This window comes from Streptomyces sp. NPDC036822 (assembly GCF_055609145.1).
This window is the reverse complement of sequence record NZ_JBVJPY010000005.1, coordinates 1-16,234: the sequence shown is the minus strand read 5'-3', so window position 1 is coordinate 16,234 and position 16,234 is coordinate 1. Positions and strand designations below refer to the sequence as shown.

The 16,234-nt window shown below is 72.9% G+C and carries 10 protein-coding genes; 8 read left to right on the top strand and 2 right to left on the bottom strand.

Annotated elements, in window-relative coordinates; genetic code table 11:
- The first annotated feature begins 19 nt into the window (after nucleotides 1-19).
- The 4 genes from ACZ68P_RS13390 to ACZ68P_RS13375 all read left to right on the top strand — a co-directional run bounded on the left by ACZ68P_RS13390 (nucleotide 20) and on the right by ACZ68P_RS13375 (nucleotide 8,663).
- On the top strand, nucleotides 20-2,953 hold the full coding sequence (locus tag ACZ68P_RS13390; protein WP_471005646.1) for an FAD-binding and (Fe-S)-binding domain-containing protein: 2,934 nt from the start codon (nucleotides 20-22) through the stop codon (nucleotides 2,951-2,953).
- Between the two features lie 222 nt (nucleotides 2,954-3,175).
- Nucleotides 3,176-4,597: a Gfo/Idh/MocA family protein gene (locus tag ACZ68P_RS13385; RefSeq protein ID WP_471005645.1), complete on the top strand. Its 1,422-nt coding sequence runs from the start codon at nucleotides 3,176-3,178 to the stop codon at nucleotides 4,595-4,597.
- A 410-nt stretch (nucleotides 4,598-5,007) separates the two neighbouring features.
- Nucleotides 5,008-6,885 (top strand): ABC transporter transmembrane domain-containing protein, encoded by a 1,878-nt coding sequence (locus ACZ68P_RS13380; protein ID WP_471005644.1) that lies wholly within the window; start codon nucleotides 5,008-5,010, stop codon nucleotides 6,883-6,885.
- On the top strand, nucleotides 6,882-8,663 hold the full coding sequence (locus tag ACZ68P_RS13375; protein WP_471005643.1) for an ABC transporter ATP-binding protein: 1,782 nt from the start codon (nucleotides 6,882-6,884) through the stop codon (nucleotides 8,661-8,663). Before ACZ68P_RS13380 ends, ACZ68P_RS13375 begins: the two co-directional genes overlap by 4 nt.
- Nucleotides 8,664-8,970: 307 nt before the next feature.
- On the opposite strand, the gene ACZ68P_RS13370 is transcribed toward ACZ68P_RS13375, so the two are convergent.
- Nucleotides 8,971-10,119, bottom strand: coding sequence for a hypothetical protein (locus ACZ68P_RS13370; protein WP_471005642.1), 1,149 nt, complete (start codon nucleotides 10,117-10,119; stop codon nucleotides 8,971-8,973).
- A 176-nt stretch (nucleotides 10,120-10,295) separates the two neighbouring features.
- The gene (locus tag ACZ68P_RS13365) at nucleotides 10,296-11,087 is read right to left on the bottom strand and encodes a metal-dependent hydrolase (protein ID WP_471005640.1); all 792 of its coding nucleotides are present in this window, start codon (nucleotides 11,085-11,087) and stop codon (nucleotides 10,296-10,298) included.
- A 71-nt stretch (nucleotides 11,088-11,158) separates the two neighbouring features.
- On the opposite strand from ACZ68P_RS13365, the gene ACZ68P_RS13360 reads away from it, so the two are divergent.
- The 4 genes from ACZ68P_RS13360 to ACZ68P_RS13345 all read left to right on the top strand — a co-directional run bounded on the left by ACZ68P_RS13360 (nucleotide 11,159) and on the right by ACZ68P_RS13345 (nucleotide 16,143).
- A complete protein-coding gene (locus tag ACZ68P_RS13360) occupies nucleotides 11,159-13,732 on the top strand; it encodes a DEAD/DEAH box helicase (protein ID WP_471005639.1) in 2,574 nt (857 codons plus the stop codon).
- Between the two features lie 12 nt (nucleotides 13,733-13,744).
- Entirely contained in the window at nucleotides 13,745-14,608 is an 864-nt protein-coding gene (locus ACZ68P_RS13355; RefSeq protein ID WP_471005637.1) for an acyl-CoA thioesterase, read from the top strand.
- 73 nt (nucleotides 14,609-14,681) lie between these two features.
- Nucleotides 14,682-15,167: a glutathione peroxidase gene (locus ACZ68P_RS13350; RefSeq protein ID WP_471005636.1), complete on the top strand. Its 486-nt coding sequence runs from the start codon at nucleotides 14,682-14,684 to the stop codon at nucleotides 15,165-15,167.
- Nucleotides 15,168-15,354: 187 nt separating this feature from the next.
- The gene (locus ACZ68P_RS13345; RefSeq protein WP_471005635.1) at nucleotides 15,355-16,143 is read left to right on the top strand and encodes a putative protein N(5)-glutamine methyltransferase; all 789 of its coding nucleotides are present in this window, start codon (nucleotides 15,355-15,357) and stop codon (nucleotides 16,141-16,143) included.
- Nucleotides 16,144-16,234 lie beyond the last annotated feature (91 nt).

Below are 16,234 nucleotides of genomic sequence, written 5' to 3'. Positions count from 1 at the left end.
CGCCGAGGGGAGCCGCGCCATGCCACTGCTGGAGCCGAAGCCGCAGGCCCTGCGTCCCGGCCGGAAGCGCACTCCGGCCCCCGACCGGGTGCCCGATCTCCAGGCCCGCGGCACGCCTCGGCGGCTGCGGGAGGAGCTCGCCGCGCTCATCGGCCCCGAGAAGGTGCTCTCGACCGTCGCCGACCTGGTGCGGTACGCCTCCGACGCCAGCCCCTACCGCTTCGTGCCCCAGGTGGTGCTGGTCGCCGAGGACGTCGACGACATCTCCGCGATCCTGTCGTACGCCCACGGCCGGGGCCGTGAGGTGGTCTTCCGCGCGGCCGGGACCAGCCTCAACGGCCAGGCGCAGGGCGAGGACATCCTGGTCGACGTGCGCAGGCACTGGGCGGGCGTGGAGGTCCTGGACGACGGCGCCCGCGCCCGGATCAGGCCCGGCACCACCGTGGTGCGGGCCAACGCCGCCCTCGCGCGGTACGGCCGGGTCCTCGGCCCCGACCCGGCCAGCGCCGTCGCCTGCACCATCGGCGGGGTCGTCGCCAACAACGCCTCGGGCATGACGGCCGGGACGACCCGCAACTCCTACCGGACCGTCTCCTCGCTCACCTGCGTCCTGCCGAGCGGCACCGTCGTGGACACCGCCGACCCGGCCGCCGACGAGGAACTCGCCCGCGCCGAACCGCACCTGTGCGCAGGCCTCCTGGCCGTCAAGGCCGAGATCGAGGCCGACCTGGAACTGACCGCCCGCATCCGCGCCAAGCACGCCCTGAAGAACACCCACGGCTACCGCCTGGACGCCTTCCTCGACGGCGCGACCCCCGTGGAGATCCTGCGCGGCCTGATGGTCGGATCGCAGGGCACGCTCGGCTTCATCGCCGAGGTCGTCTTCGACACCCTGCCGCTGGACCGCGCGGTCTCCACCGCCCTGCTCTTCTTCCCCTCGCTGACGGCGGCGGCCGCCGCCGCGCCCCGCTTCGGGGACGCCGGTGCCGTCGCCGTCGAGCTGATGGACGGCAACACCCTGCGCGCCTCGGTGAGCGTCGCGGGGGTCCCGGCCGACTGGGCGGAGCTGCCCCGGGAGACGGCGGCGCTGCTGGTTGAGTTCCGCGCACCGGACCCGGCCTCGCTGGAGGCGTACGAGAGAGCGGCGGCCCGGCTCCTGGGGGAGCTGGAGCTGATCGCTCCGGTCGCCTCCGTCGCCGGCGACGCCTTCACCCGCGACCCGAAGACGATCGCCGGGTACTGGAAGGCCCGGAAGGCCTTCGTGACCGCCGTGGGCGGATCACGCCCCTCCGGTACGACGCTCGTCACCGAGGACTTCGCGGTGCCGCCGGACCGGCTCGCGGAGGCCTGCGCCGAGCTGCTCGACCTCCAGGCGCGGCACGGCTTCGACGCCGCCGTGGCAGGGCACGCCCTCCACGGCAACCTGCACTTCCTGCTCGCCTTCGACGCGGCCGACCCCACCGACGTCGAGCGGTACGCGGCGTTCATGGACGCGTTCTGCAAGCTGACCGTGGAGCGGTTCGACGGATCCCTCAAGGCCGAGCACGCCACCGGGCGCAACCTGGCCCCGTTCCTGGAGCTGGAGTGGGGGCCGAAGGCCACCGAGCTGATGTGGCGGACCAAGGAGCTCCTCGACCCGGACGGACTGCTCGCCCCCCGGGTCGTCCTCGACCGCGACCCCCAGGCCCACCTGCGCAATCTGAAGACCCTCCCGAGGGTCGAGGCGATCGTGGACGCCTGTATCGAGTGCGGCTTCTGCGAACCGACGTGTCCCAGCAACGACCTGACGACCACTCCCCGCCAACGCATCGCGCTGCGCCGGGAGATGATGCGGCAGAGCGACGGCTCCCCGGTCGAGACCGGGCTCCTCGACACGTACGGCTACGACGCCGTGGACACGTGCGCGGGTGATTCGACGTGCAAGCTGGCCTGCCCGGTGGGGATCGACACCGGGGCGCTGATGCGGGACTTCCGGCACGCCCGGCACTCCCCCCGGGAGGAGCGGATCGCCGCGCTCGCCGCGCGGGGCTTCGCGGCCGTGGAGGCCTCGGCACGTCTCGCGGTCGGCGCGGCCGAGCGGATCGACGACCGCTTCCTGGGCTCGCTCACCGGTCTGCTGCGCAGGGCGGTGCGGCCCGAGCTCGTACCGGAGTGGCTGCCCGAGATCCCCGGAGCGGCGGCCCGGCGTCTGCCCCGCACGGACCGGCTCACGGCGGTCGCCGTCTACTACCCGGCCTGTGTGAACCGGATCTTCGGCGGCCCCGAGGACGGGACCCGGGGCGGACCGTCGCTCCCCGAGGCGGTGGTGGCGCTCTCGGCCCGCGCCGGGATGCCGGTGTGGATCCCGGACGACGTGGCCGGTACGTGCTGTGCCACGATCTGGCACTCCAAGGGGTACGCACGGGGCAGCGCGCTCATGGCCGACCGGATCGTGGAGGCGGCCTGGGGCTGGACGGCCGGCGGGCGGCTGCCGCTGATCGTCGACGCGTCCTCCTGCACGCTCGGGCTCGCCCACGACGTGGTACCCCACCTCACGCCGGAGAAGCGGGAGTTGCACGCGGAGCTGACCGTGCTCGACTCCCTGGAGTGGGCGGCGGACGAGCTGCTCCCCCGCCTGGAGGTACGGCGCCGCATCGGCTCGGCGGTGGTCCATCCGACGTGCTCCATGCGGCATCTGGGCCACGAGGACCGGCTGACGGCCGTCGCCAGGGCCTGCGCGGACGACGTCGTCGTCCCGGACGACGCGGGCTGCTGTGCCTTCGCGGGTGATCGCGGCATGCTGCACCCGGAGCTGACGGCCGCCGCCACCGCGCGCGAGGCGGCGGAGGTGACGAGCCGCCCCTTCGACGCGCATCTGTCGGCGAACCGGATGTGCGAGATCGGCATGGAGCGGGCGACCGGACGGAGTTACAGGTCGGCGTTGCTCGCCCTGGAACACGCCACCCGCCCCTGAACGCTCCACGAACCGGCCCGGAAGCCGACGGGCGCCATGACGAGGTCCCCCACCGACGCGGTGGGGGACCTTCGCCGTCCCCGCCCGCGGCCAAGCGGAAGCGAAGAGTCCAACCACCCGTCGCGAGAGTCCAAACCGTGCCCTTGCGCACCTTCGGCCTCAGCGGACAGGGTCCTGTGCGGGATTCATGAACCAGCCATGCACACAGCACCCGGAGGTTCGATGAACGACAACGCACCGCAGCCCCCGAGCCGCCGTTCCGTACTCCGGACCACGGCCGGCGCGGCGGGAGCCGGAATCGGCCTGGGCGCCCTCGGCGGGCCGGCCGCCCACGCCACCACCCCAGCCGACGCCTCCGCCCCGCCCCTCCCGGGGGAGGCGGTGACGCCACCCCGCAAGGGCGCCACCATGGCCGGCGTTCCCTTCGAGCGCCGCTCCACCGTCCGGGTCGGCATCATCGGCCTCGGCAACCGGGGCGGGAGCATGATCGACCTGTTCCTCGCCCTGCCCGGGGTCCGCGTGGTCGCCCTCTGCGACCCGGTGAAGGCGAAGACGGAGCAGGCCGCCGCCAAGGTCGTCGCCGCCGGTCAGCCCTCCCCGGCCGTGTACACCCACGGGGAGGACGACTACGAGAACCTCTGCGCCCGCTCCGACCTCGACTTCGTCTACGTGGCCACTCCCTGGGACCTCCACTTCCCCATGGCGCGGGCGGCGATGCTGCACGGCAAGCACGTGGGAGTCGAGTGTCCGGTGGCGATGCGCCTCGACGAGCTGTGGCAGCTGGTCGACCTGTCGGAGCGGACCCGCCGCCACTGCATGCAGCTGGAGAACTGCTGTTACGGCCGCAACGAGATGCGGGTGCTCCGCATGGCGCACGCCGGCAGGTTCGGCGACCTGCTGCACGCGGCGGGCGCGTACAACCACGATCTGCGGGAGCTGATGTTCTCGCCGACGTACTACGAGGGCCCGTGGCGCCGGCTGTGGCACACCCGTCTGCGCGGCGACCTCTATCCCAACCACGGCTTCGGCCCGGTCGCCGGCTACCTGGACGTCAACCGGGGCGACCGGGTGGTCAGCATCAGCAGCTTCGGCACTCCCGCGCTCGGTCTCGCCGAGTACCGGGCCGAGAAGATGCCGCCGGGCGACCCGAGCTGGAAGGAGACGTACGTCGGGAGCGACCGGACGATCAGCGTGGTGCAGACGGCGAAGGGCCGGGTGATCCGGCTGGAGCACGACGTGTCTACCCCGCACCCGTACAGCCGTATCAACAGCCTCGGCGGTACGCGCGGTGTCTTCGAGGACTATCCGGCGCGGATCTATCTGGAGCCGGACCACAAGGGCCACCAGTGGGGCGACTTCGCGGCGTACGCGGCGGAGTTCGACCACTGGCTGTGGAAGGAGCACGCCAACCCGCCGGGGGGTCACGGCGGGATGGACTACCTCATGGTCTTCCGGCTGATGCAGTGCATGCGGCTGGGGCTCGTGCCGGACTTCGACGTGTACGACGCGGCGACCTGGACGGCTCCGGTGCCGCTCAGTGACGCGTCCATCAGGGCGAAGGGCGCGCCCCAGGCGATCCCGGACTTCACCCGGGGCGAGTGGCGCAAGGCGAGGTCCGGCATGGACTCGGCCAAGCCGGAGTAGCGGACCCGGTGGTGCGCGGGGCCCGGCCGGATGCGGCCGGGCCCCGCTGCCCGCGCCCGTCACGCGCCCGATCCGCCGCGCGGAGGGCCTCGTCCGAGGTGTCCCGCACGGGGGCGTCCCCGGCCGCCGGCACCAGGCCCGCCGATCATGCTCATGATCCGCCGCGTTCTCCTGGCACCCGAGTGAAGGGCGGGGCGTCCAGCGGGCCCTCGGCCGATCATGGCGGGTTCCGTGCGCGTGCACGAGAAAATCGATTGCCGCCCGGGTGCCCCGGGCGCGAACCTTGCACGGCTCGAAACACCGGCCACCAGCCGCCGAGCCGCTCACGCGCCGCCCGGAAGCGGCTCACGAGCAGAACGAGTCATCGGGCCCACCAGCCTGCGGGAACCACCGGAAGACCCTGGAACGCCATGCAGATTCGCGAACTACCCTATGCCGATCCAGGAGTCCCCGATGTCCGTTCGGGCACCCGGTTCCTCCTCTGGCTCGGCCGCAACCAGCTCGGCGGACAGGTCAGATGCCTGCTGTGGGGGATGCTGCTCCACTTCGGCATCGCAGGTCTGCCGCTCGCGGTCGGACTCGCCGTCCAGGCGGTCGTGGACCGCGACGGCGGCCGGCTCGCGCTCGCCGGCGGTGTGCTCGCCGGGCTGGGCGCGGCGATCGCGGTCGGCGACACGATGCTGCACCGCACCGCCGTCACCAACTGGATCACCGCTGCCGCGCGCGTGCAGCAGCTCCTCTCCCGCAAGACCGCCGAGCTGGGATCGATCCTGACCCGCCGCGTCGCCGCGGGCGAGGTGGTCGCCGTCTCCACCGGCGACGTCGAGAAGATCGGCTGGTTCGTCGAGGCGCTCTCGCGCTTCGCGGCGGCGGCCGTCACCCTGATGGCCGTCTGCGTGGGGCTGGTCATCTACCAGCCCGCCCTCGGCGTCCTCGTCGCGGTCGGCGTGCCGGTCCTCGCCGTGGCCGCCCTGCCACTGCTGCCCCGCGCCACCCGCCGGGCCGACGAACAGCGCGAGAAGGCCGGCAAGGCCACCGAACTCGCCTCCGACACCGTGGCCGGCCTGCGCGTGCTGCGCGGCATCGGCGGCGAGGAGCTTTTCCTCGGCCGCTATCGCGCGGCCTCCCAGGAGGTGCGCCGGGCCGCCGTGCGCAGCGCCCGCATGTGGGCGCTCATCGCGGCGATCCAGGTCCTGCTGCCGGGGCTCCTGCTCATCGCCGTGGTGGTGTACGGGGCACGGCTCGCGCTCGACGGGCGGATCGCCGTCGGCGAGCTGGTCACGGTCTACGGCGCCGTGATGCTGACGCAGCATCCGCTGCGCAACTTCGAGGAGATCGCGATGGCCTTCTCCTTCTCCCGGCCTTCCGCCAAGCGGGCCGCGCGCGTGCTGTCGCTGTCGCGTACGTCCACGACGACGGACGAGGGCCGGGCCCGGAAGGCGGGTCACGACGGGGCCGGGGCGTCCGGTGAGCTGTACGACCCGGTCACGGGGCTGCTCGCGCCCGCCGGCCTCTTCACCGCGGTCGTCTGTGGCGACCCGGACGCGGCCGGACGCCTCGCGGACCGGCTCGGGGGGCACCCCACCGACCCGGGCGAGGGCCACACCTCCGTCCTCCTCGGCGGCGTCCCGCTCGACGAGCTGACGCTCGACGCCGCCCGGTCCGCCGTCCTCGTCCAGGACAAGGATCCGGTCCTGCTCTCCGGCACCCTGCACGAGCTGCTCGACGTGCCCTCGTCGGGCGCGGTCCGGCCGGCCGACGCCCTGTCCGCGGCGCAGTGCGGGGACGTCCTCGACGCACTCGCGCAGGCATCGGCGGACAGCGACGGCGACCCGATGAGAACCCGGATCACCGAGCGCGGCCGGTCGCTCTCCGGAGGCCAGCGCCAGCGTCTGGCCCTGGCCCGCTCGCTGGTCACCGACCCGGAGGTGCTGGTCCTCGACGAGCCGACCTCGGCGGTCGACTCGCACACCGAGTCCCGTGTGGCGGCAGGCGTCAAGCGCCTGCGGGACGGCGCCACGACCGTGGTCCTGGCCTCGTCGCCGCTGCTGCTCGACCTGGCCGACCGGGTCGTCCTCCTCCACGAGGACCAGGTGGTGTCCGTGGGAAGCCACCGCGCTCTGCTGCGCGACGAGCCGCTGTACCGGGCCGTCGTCACACGCGAGACGGACGAGGAGGTCGCCGCCGGGCCCCGGCCCCGGGGCGAGCGGGAGACCGGGTCCCTCGGAGGTCTGGAAGAACTCCGCGAGCTGGACCAGCTCGACGAGCTGGAAGGAGAGTCGGCATGATCGGCCTCGCGCCCCCGGAGTACGACCCGGCCGCCCCGCAGTCGGCCACGACGCTGCCCGTGGGCACCGCCGCGACCGTCCGCGCTTACGTCCGCGAGCTGCTGAGCCGCCACCGCCGGGCGTTCGCGCTGCTCATCGGCGTGAACGCGATCGCCGTGATCGCCTCGATGGTCGGCCCCTACCTCCTCGGCTCGGTGGTCGAGCGGCTCGCCGACGGCGCGCGCGAGCTGCGTCTCGGGCCGACGGTCGCCCTGTTCGCGGCCGCGCTGGTCGTCCAGACCCTCTTCGTACGGCTGGTGCGCCTGCGGGGGGCGACGCTCGGTGAGGAGATGCTCGCCGATCTGCGCGAGGACTTCCTCGTGCGGTCCGTGGGCCTGCCGCCGGGCGTCCTGGAGCGGGCCGGGACCGGCGACCTGCTCTCCCGTATCACCACCGACATCGACCGGCTGGCCAACGCCATGCGCGAGGCCGTGCCGCAGCTCGCCGTCGGGGTGGTCTGGGCGGGGCTGCTGATCGGCGGTCTCGCCGTGACCGCCCCGCCGCTGGCGCTCGCGGTCCTGATCGCCGCGCCGCTGCTGATCGTGGGCTGCCGCTGGTACTTCCGGCGGGCACCGTCGGCCTACCGGTCGGAGGCCGCGGGGTACGCCGCCGTGGCGGGCGCGCTCGCCGAGACCGTCGACGCCGGCCGCACGGTCGAGGCCCACCGTCTCGGCGCCCGCCGGATCGCCCTCTCCGACCGGCGGATCGCCGAATGGACGGCGTGGGAGCGGTACACCCTCTTCCTGCGCTCGGTCCTGTTCCCGGTCATCAACCTCACGCACACGATCGTGCTGGCCTCCGTGCTGCTGCTCGGCGGGATGTTCGTGCTGCGGGGCTGGATCGACGTCGGTCAGCTGACGACGGGCGCGCTGCTCGCCCAGATGCTGGTGGAGCCCATCGGCATCATCCTGCGCTGGTACGACGAACTGCAGGTGGCCCAGGTGTCCTTGGCGCGACTCGTCGGCGTCCGCGACATCGAGCCCGCCGCCGGGGACGACGCGGTGCGGCCCGAGGGGCGTACGGTCCGGGCGGACGAGGTGCGCTTCGGCTACCGCGAGGGCGTGGACGTCCTGCACCAGGTGTCGATGGACGTCCCGCCGGGCACGCGGCTGGCGCTCGTCGGGCCGTCCGGCGCTGGCAAGTCGACGCTCGGCCGGCTGCTCGCGGGCATCTACGCCCCGCGTTCCGGCACGGTCACGCTCGGCTCGGCGGAGCTGGCGAGGATGCCCGCCGAGCGGGTCCGCCGGCACGTGGCCCTGGTCAACCAGGAGCACCACGTCTTCGTGGGCTCGTTGCGCGACAACCTGCGGCTGGCCAGGGCGGGCGCCGCGGACGCCGAGCTGTGGGCGGCGCTCGGGGCCGTCGACGCGGACGGCTGGGCGCGGGGGCTCGACGAGGGGCTGGATACCGAGGTCGGCTCGGGTGGGCTCGCGCTCACCCCGGCCCAGGCCCAGCAGATCGCCCTGGCCCGGCTGGTGCTGGCGGACCCGCACACGCTGGTCCTTGACGAGGCGACCTCGCTCCTGGACCCGCGGGCGGCCCGCCATCTGGAGCGCTCGCTGGCCCGGGTCCTCGAGGGGCGCACGGTCGTCGCGATCGCCCACCGGCTGCACACCGCGCACGACGCGGACGTCATCGCGGTGGTCGAGGAGGGCCGCATCAGCGAACTGGGCAGCCATGCGGAACTGGTGGCGGCGGACGGGGCGTACGCGGCGCTGTGGAGGTCCTGGCACGGCTGACGCCGCCGCCCGGAGCGGGCGGAGGCGGCCGGTCGTTCCTCCCCGTCGCGCCACCGGCGCCACCGGCCCGGCGGGCCGGGTGAGCCCTCCGGCCCGGGCGGCCCCACCAGCCCGAGCAGGCCCGGGCGGCCCGAGCAGGCCGCACCAGCCCCGGCGAACCGCCTCACCACACCGGCCCCGTCGCTTCCCCGACGGGGCCGGTGCGGCGTCCTCGGCCGCCACGGCACCGCTGCGTGCCCGGTCGCCCGAGCCGGGCCGGGTCGTCCGATCCGGGCCGCCGTGTCGCCCGTGCCCGGCCGGTCGCCGGCTACGGCAGGTACGCCTGCTTCGAGGCGCAGGTCCAGATCACCGGTCGGAGGCGGCCGGAGGCGTCCACCGCCTGGCCTCCGACGCGGTCGTCGTCGGTGACCGCGTAGGCGGCGGAGGCGCCGCCTGCGGCCAGGCGCGGCAGGACGAGCGCGGGGCCGTGACCGGGGTGGTACTGGGCCTGCTCCGGCGGGGCGGTGTCCGGCGGCCAGGGACCGGTGATCGGCGAGTCGCCGACGACACCGACGGAGACGCCGCTGGTCGCGCTGATGTCCTCCAGGGTCGCGGAGGTCCGGCCTCCGGCCGGGGCGATCCCCACCGGCTCCTCGGTGTAGGGCGGCGACCAGCGCAGGCCGGCCGACTCCATGGCCCTGCTGTAGCTGAACGTGCCCGCCATCCGGCCCCGGTCGTCGATGTCACGCGGCTCGTAGGAGGAGTAGGTGTCGCCGGGGTGGACCGGCGGCAGTTCCCGCGCCGGCGCGGAGGCGGCGCCTGACCACAGCAGGGCGACGTGGTAGCCGGCGTACTCCTCGCCCTCGCCGTAACCGCTGCCGACGATCCGGCCCGCGTTGTTGATCCCGGTGACCTCCATGACCCGGACGTGCGCGGGCACGGCCAGCTCGCGGCGGACGGTACGGCCGGACCACTCGACGCCCGTGGCCCAGCCGTCGGCGCGGTGACGGTAGCCGACGATCCGGCCGCGGTCGTCGACGTCCTTGGCGTATCCGCCGCCCGGCAGGACGGTGACGGCGCGCGCCCCCAGGCGGTAGCTGAAGGGGGTGGGCCCGCGGCCGGGGCCCGTCAGGGTGCCGACCATGAGGCCGTGACGGTTGACCGCCTCCGCGGTGCCCCCGGTGTAGCCGGCCGGCAGCGGCACGGCGTGGACGCCGGTCCCGCGCCAGTACACCGGTTTGCCGTCGGACCTGCCGACGGCCGTCCTCCCCCTGCCGAGGTCGGTGACCGTTCCCCCGCCTCCGGGGGACACGGTGGTGAGCACCGTGATCTTCGGTACGCAGGGCCGGGGACCGGCGGCCTGCGCGGATGGGTGCCCCGGTACGGCGAGGGCCAGGGCGAGGCCGGCCAGGGCCGTCACCGCCGCCGTCGTCCCCCGTCGTGCCCCGCGTACGCGTCCTACGTGCTGTCTCTCCATGCGGACCCCCCAGTCCAACAGCGCGGTGCCGACGAACACCTGACGGCCCGTCGGCGCACCACATCATGGACGGCCCCGGCGCGGTACGCCAGACGGCGCACGGCACGGCGGAGAGAGGCGCGGACCCCCACGGCACCCCCGGGACACACGAAACCCAGGGGAGCGCCGAGCGGTCCTCAGATGAAGCCGAGCGCCGCCGCCCCGCCGACGCCGCCGAGGAGCATGAACGCGGGCATGAGGACCTTCAGCTCCACCCAGCTGCCGGCGCGGAAGCGCAGGAACTTCGGCGGGCCCACCGGGTACCACCGCTTGCGCCCGACCGGGACGGGCCACAGGATCGGGCAGCCGGAGACCGTCAGCGCGTCGCCGATGTCGTGGACGAGGGCGCCGAGGACGATCGGCAGGCCCAGCCACATGTACTCCTGGCCGGGGCCGGTGAACAGCCAGTGGGAGCCGTTGCCCGGCTGGTCCAGGACGCCCGCCAGGATCCAGGCGCTGGTGGCGCCCAGCAGCCAGACCAGGACGTCGCTGGACATGCGGGCGGCACGCCACAGCAGTCCCTCGACGGCGAGGACGAGGTGGACGAAGAGGAGGGCGAGGACGGCCCAGCGCCCGCCGGTGATCGCCAGGGCCGAGGCGCCCACGCCGATGAGGACCGCCCAGAGCCAGGTGTGGGTGAGGGTGCGGTGCCCGCCTGACCTGCGAGGGTCCGCGGAGGAGCGGGTGGCCTTGTAGACGGCGTACGAGAGCTTGTCGACGATCTCGCACACGCCCCGGGAGATCGGCCCGAAGGCCCGCGAGATGGTCGCGGACTTGTGGTCGAGGTCCGGCGCGAGGGCCGCGCCGGCGCAGATGAGCGCTCCGACGACGAGGACGGGCCACGGCATCGGGTGGTCCGCGGCGGCCGCCGCGGCTCCGACGCCCAGCCAGGCCGCCGCTCCGGACAGCGAGTGCGCCGGTCCCATCATGCTTGTTCCCGCCCCGTTCCTCCGGCGCCGGCGCCGAGTTGACGGCCGGTCGACGGGCCAGCGTATCGTCCGTGATCTTGTCCCCGGCGGCCGGTTCCCTCATCCGGACCGATCCCAGGCAAGATGGGGGCGTGACCCTTATCGATCAGCTGCCGCCGAACGCCGACCCCGACGCCCTCTTCGAGGCTTTCTCCTCATGGGCGGAGGACCGGGGCATCACGCTCTACCCGGCCCAGGAGGAGGCGCTGATCGAGGTGGTCTCCGGCGCCAACGTGATCCTGTCCACGCCCACCGGTTCCGGAAAGTCGCTGGTCGCGGCGGGTGCGCACTTCACGGCGCTGGCCAATGACCAGGTGACGTTCTACACCGCGCCGATCAAGGCGCTGGTGTCGGAGAAGTTCTTCGACCTGTGCAAGCTCTTCGGCACCGAGAACGTGGGCATGCTGACCGGCGACGCGTCGGTGAACGCCGACGCGCCCGTCATCTGCTGTACGGCCGAGGTGCTGGCGTCCATCGCGCTGAGGGACGGCAAGTACGCCGACATCGGCCAGGTCGTCATGGACGAGTTCCACTTCTACGCCGAGCCGGACCGGGGATGGGCCTGGCAGATCCCGCTCCTGGAACTCCCCCAGGCACAGTTCGTCCTCATGTCGGCCACGCTCGGTGACATGTCGATGTTCGAGAAGGACCTGACCCGGCGCACGGGCCGCCCGACCTCCGTGGTCCGCTCGGCGACCCGCCCGGTGCCGCTCTCGTACGAGTACCGGCTCACGCCCATCACGGACACCCTGACGGAGCTGCTCGAGACGAAGCAGGCGCCGGTCTACATCGTGCACTTCACCCAGGCGCAGGCCGTGGAACGGGCGCAGTCGCTGATGAGCATCAACATGTGCACGCGCGAGGAGAAGGACAGGATCGCCGAGCTGATCGGCAACTTCCGCTTCACCACCAAGTTCGGCCAGAACCTCTCGCGGTACGTCCGCCACGGCATCGGCGTCCACCACGCGGGCATGCTGCCCAAGTACCGCCGCCTCGTCGAGAAGCTGGCCCAGGCGGGTCTGCTGAAGGTCATCTGCGGTACGGACACGCTCGGGGTCGGGGTCAACGTGCCCATTCGCACGGTGCTGTTCACGGCGCTGACGAAGTACGACGGCAACCGGGTGCGGACGCTGCGGGCCCGGGAGTTCCACCAGATCGCGGGGCGGGCCGGCCGCGCGGGCTTCGACACCGCCGGCTTCGTGGTGGCTCAGGCGCCCGAGCACGTGATCGAGAACGAGAAGGCGCTCGCCAAGGCGGGCGACGACCCGAAGAAGCGCCGCAAGGTGGTCCGCAAGAAGGCCCCGGAGGGCTTCGTCGCATGGAGCGACACCACCTTCGAGAAGCTCATCGCCGCCGAGCCGGAGCCGCTGACCTCCCGCTTCAAGGTCACCAACATCATGCTGCTCTCGGTGATCGCCCGTCCGGGCGACGCCTTCCAGGCGATGCGCAAGCTCCTGGAGGACAACCACGAGCCGCGCAAGGCGCAGCTGCGGCACATCCGCCGGGCCATCGCCATCTACCGATCCCTGCTCGACGGCGGCGTGGTGGAGCGGCTGGACACGCCGGACGCCGAGGGACGCACGATCCGGCTCACGGTCGACCTGCAGCAGGACTTCGCGCTCAACCAGCCGCTGTCGACGTTCGCGCTCGCCGCGTTCGACCTGCTCGACCGCGAGTCGCCGTCCTACGCCCTGGACATGGTCTCGGTGGTCGAGTCGACGCTCGACGACCCGCGCCAGATCCTCGCCGCCATGCAGAACAAGGCGCGCGGCGAGGCGGTCGGGCAGATGAAGGCGGACGGCGTCGAGTACGAGGAGCGGATGGAGCGGCTCCAGGACATCTCGTACCCGAAGCCGCTGGGCGAGCTGCTCTGGCACGCGTACGACGTCTACCGCAAGTCCCACCCGTGGGTCGGCGACCACCCGGTCTCGCCGAAGTCCGTCATCCGGGACATGTACGAGCGGGCGCTGACGTTCACGGAGTTCACCTCCTGGTACGAGCTGGCGCGGACCGAGGGCATCGTGCTGCGCTATCTCGCGAGCGCGTACAAGGCGCTGGACCACACCATCCCTGACGACCTGAAGACCGAGGACCTCACCGATCTGATCGAGTGGCTGGGCGAGATGGTGCGCCAGGTCGACTCCTCGCTGCTGGACGAGTGGGAGCAGCTGGCCAATCCGGAGGTGGAGACCGCCGAGGAGGCCCAGGAGAAGGCCGACCAGGTCAAGCCGGTCACGGCGAACGCCCGCGCCTTCCGGGTCCTGGTGCGCAACGCGATGTTCCGCCGGGTGGAGCTCGCGGCGCTCGACAACGTCTCCGCGCTGGGTGAGATGGACGGGGACGCCGGCTGGGACGCGGACGCGTGGGGCGAGGCCATGGACGCGTACTGGGACGAGTACGACGATCTGGGCACGGGTCCGGACGCCCGCGGTCCGAAGCTGCTGTCGATCGAGGAGGACGCGGCGCACGGTCTGTGGCGCGTCCGTCAGACCTTCGCCGACCCGAACGGCGACCATGACTGGGGCATCAGCGCGGAGGTGGATCTCGCGGCCTCCGACGAGGAGGGCCGGGCGATCGTCCGCGTGACGTCCGTCGGACAGCTGTAGAGGAGCGCAGTCGTGACCAATCCCGCCGAGAGCCTCGTCGATCTGCTCGACCTGGAGCGGATCGAGGTCGACATCTTCCGTGGCCGCAGCCCGCAGGAGTCGTTGCAGCGGGTCTTCGGCGGCCAGGTCGCCGGTCAGGCCCTGGTCGCGGCGGGCCGCACCACGGAGGGCGACCGTCCGGTCCATTCGCTGCACGCGTACTTCCTGCGCCCGGGGCGCCCCGGGGTCCCGATCGTCTACCAGGTGGAGCGGGTGCGGGACGGCCGGTCGTTCACCACCCGCCGGGTGACGGCGATCCAGCAGGGCCGCACGATCTTCAACCTGACGGCCTCCTTCCACCTGCCGGAGGAGGCCGGGTTCGAGCACCAGCTGCCGCCGCGGCACATGACGGACCCGGACACCCTGCCGAAGCTGGCGGACGAGATCCGCGACCACCTGGGCGCGCTGCCGGAGGCGCTCGAGCGGATGGCCCGGCGCCAGCCGTTCGACATCCGCTACGTGGACCGGTTGCGCTGGACGAAGGACGAGGTCGAGGGCGCGGACCCGCGCAGCGCGGTGTGGATGCGGGCGGTGGGCCCGCTGGGCGACGACCCTCTGGTCCACACGTGCGCGCTGACCTACGCCTCGGACATGACGCTCCTGGACGCGGTGCGCATCCCGGTGGAGCCGTTGTGGGGTCCGCGCGGCTTCGACATGGCGTCGCTGGACCACGCGATGTGGTTCCACCGTCCCTTCCGGGCGGACGAGTGGTTCCTCTACGACCAGGAGTCCCCGATCGCCACGGGCGGCCGCGGCCTGGCGCGTGGCCGGATCTACGACCGTGAGGGCCGGCTTCTCGTCTCGGTGGTGCAGGAGGGCCTGTTCCGGAAGCTCTAGGGGACGCTCCCTGGGGCATGTCGGGGGGGGCTGGGTACGGTGGAAGCCTTGCCGTTTCGATGAGGAGACCTTGATGAGCCTGTACGACATTCCGCTGCGCACCCTGACCGGCGAGCCGATCTCGCTGGCGGACTACCGCGACCAGGCGGTTCTCGTGGTGAACGTGGCCTCCAAGTGCGGTCTGACGCCGCAGTACGCCGGTCTGGAGCGCCTGCAGAAGGAGTACGGGGAGCGCGGCTTCACGGTGCTCGGCGTGCCGTGCAACCAGTTCGCGGGCCAGGAGCCGGGGAGCGCGGACGAGATCCAGACCTTCTGCTCGGCGACGTACGGCGTGACGTTCCCGCTGCTGGAGAAGACGGACGTGAACGGCGAGGGCCGCCACCCCCTTTACACCGAGCTGACGCGGGTCGCGGACGCCGAGGGCCAGGCCGGGGACGTCCAGTGGAACTTCGAGAAGTTCCTGATCGGCCGCGACGGCGAGGTGACCCGGTTCCGTCCGCGCACCGAGCCGGACGCGCCCGAGGTCCTCGCGGCGATCGAGGCGCACGTCTCCGTCTGAGCCGGGGAGGGAGAAGGCCGACCGTCCCGATGACGTCGATCATGTAATGTGAGCGGCCCCAGCAGCGGACGAACGAGGAGGTGGGACCCATTCACGCCACGCAGGCAGGGTGCTCCCCCTCGATGACCGGACGGTCGGCCCGACACGGGTGACCACGGGAGCGCCCCACGGCTTCCCGGAAGGTTTCATGTCGCTCGATCCCTCTTTCTCCCTTCGTTCCACCACCGTCTCCCGTCTTCGCGCAGCGGGCTGCGTGTTCGCCGAGGACGAGGCGGAACTCCTCCTCTCCGCGGCCCGCGACGCCGACGAACTCGACGCGATGGTCGGCCGGCGCGCCGCCGGTCTGCCCTTGGAGCACGTCGTGGGCTGGGCCGAGTTCTCCGGTCTCCGGATCGCCGTCGACCCGGGGGTGTTCGTGCCCCGGCGGCGTACGGAGTTCCTGGTCGAGCAGGCCGTGGGCTTGGCCGCGCCCGGTTCCGTGTGCGTCGATCTGTGCTGCGGTTCCGGCGCGGCGGGGGCGGTGCTGCTCTCCGCCGTGGAGGACGTGGAGGTGTACGCCTCCGACATCGATCCGGCGGCCGTGCGCTGCGCGAGGCGCAATCTCGAACACCTCGGCGGCCGCGTCCACGAGGGCGATCTGTTCGCCGCGTTGCCGGGCGCGCTGCGGGGCCGGGTCGAGGTCCTGGTCGCCAACGTGCCGTACGTGCCGACCGAGGAGGTCGGCCTGCTGCCGCCCGAGGCGCGTGACCACGAGCCGCTGGTGGCGCTCGACGGGGGCGCGGACGGGCTGGAGGTGCTGCGCCGGGTGGCGGCGGAGGCCGCCGACTGGCTGGCGCCGGGCGGGACGCTGCTGGTCGAGACGAGCGAGCGCCAGGCCGCCCGGGCCGTCGATGCGGTCTCGGGGCACGGCCTGACGCCGCGGGTGGTCTCGTGCGAGGAGCGGTACGCGACCGTCCTGGTCTCGACGCGTCTCTAAAGCGTGTTGCAGAAGGTCGTATTCGGGCAGGTCAGAGCCGGGTTCGAGGCCGGTCGGTTCATGCGGCCATGGCGAGGTTGTGCATGTGAGC